The 1,381-nt window shown below is 62.0% G+C and carries 1 protein-coding gene; it reads left to right on the forward strand.

Features of this window, described 5'->3' with window-relative positions; translation table 11 throughout:
• Nucleotides 1-6 precede the first annotated feature (6 nt).
• On the forward strand, nucleotides 7-1,380 hold the full coding sequence (locus tag RWK44_RS34745) for an ISNCY family transposase (RefSeq protein WP_028743916.1): 1,374 nt from the start codon (nucleotides 7-9) through the stop codon (nucleotides 1,378-1,380).
• Nucleotide 1,381 lies beyond the last annotated feature (1 nt).

Consider the following 1,381-nt stretch of genomic DNA (forward strand, 5'->3'; position numbering starts at 1 on the left):
TTGCCGATGGGACTGATAGCGATGAGCGAGCGTGATCTGCAGCGGATCGAGGTTTTGTCGAAGGTCGTTGACGGCCGGGCGACGCTGGTCTCGGCGGCGCGTGTTCTGGGCTTGAGCGAGCGCCAGGTGCGCCGGCTGTTGGAGCGGATCAGGACGACCGGCGCGGCGTCGATCCGGCACAAGGCGATCGGCCGACCGTCGAACAACAGGATCAGCCCGGGCGTGCGCGATTATGCTTTGGCTCTCATTCGAGAGCGCTATGCCGATTTCGGTCCAACCTTGGCAGCCGAGAAGCTTGCCGAGCTCGATGGGCTGACGGTGTCGCGCGAGACGCTGCGCCAATGGATGACGGGCGCCGGCATCTGGCTGTCGCGCAAGCAGCGGCGGACGTTTCATCAGCCACGATTGCGGCGCGAGGCCTATGGCGAGCTGGTGCAGATCGACGGATCGGAACATCGCTGGTTCGAGGATCGCGGCGATCCGTGTTCGCTGCTGGTGTTCGTCGACGATGCGACGGGCAAGCTGATGCAGTTGCGCTTCGTGCGCTCGGAAAGCGCGTTCAGCTATTTCGAGGCGCTGGAGCTTTACCTGCGTGATCACGGCGCGCCTGTGGCCTTCTACTCCGACAAGCATTCGGTGTTCCGGGTGGCGAAGAAGGAGGCCAAGGGTGGCCAGGGCATGACCCAGTTCGGGCGTGCACTCTCGGAACTAAACATCGAGATTCTTTGCGCAAATTCGAGCCAGGCGAAGGGCCGGGTTGAACGGATGAACCGGACATTGCAGGATCGGCTGATCAAGGAACTGCGGTTAGCGGGCATCGGCAGCATGGACGATGGCAATGCTTTTCTGCCGCGGTTCATGGCGCGGTATAACCAGCGGTTTGCCATCGCCCCTACCCGTCCTGACAATCTGCATCGGCCGATCAACATGCCATCGGATCGGCTGCAGGAGATCCTGTGCAAGCGTGAGCAGCGTTATGTCGGGGCGCAGCTGACGTTTTCGTTCGAGCGCCAGCGGATCATGCTGGAAGAGAGTGATGTGACGCGTGGCCTGGTTGGTCGCTATGTCGAGACCTATGCCTATGCCGATGGCCGGCTCGACGTGCGCTGGAAAGGCCATTCCCTGTCCTATCGGGTGTTCGACAAGGACCAGCGGGTGACGCATGCGGCGATCACGGAGAACAAGCGGCTTTCCGATGTGCTGGCCTATATCAAGGAGCGGCAGGATCAGCGACCAACGCCGAAGGTGAAGACCAACAGCGAGAAGAACGGCTATACGCCGCGGAGCCGCAAGCCCGGTCGGAACAGGGATTTCATGAACGATCCCGCCGTCATTGCCCGACGGCGCCAAGCGCTCTCTGACCTCGATGCGGCGGAATGAC

The sequence above is a fragment of the Rhizobium sp. 25PS6 genome (assembly GCF_032464655.1).
GTDB lineage: Bacteria > Pseudomonadota > Alphaproteobacteria > Rhizobiales > Rhizobiaceae > Rhizobium > Rhizobium laguerreae.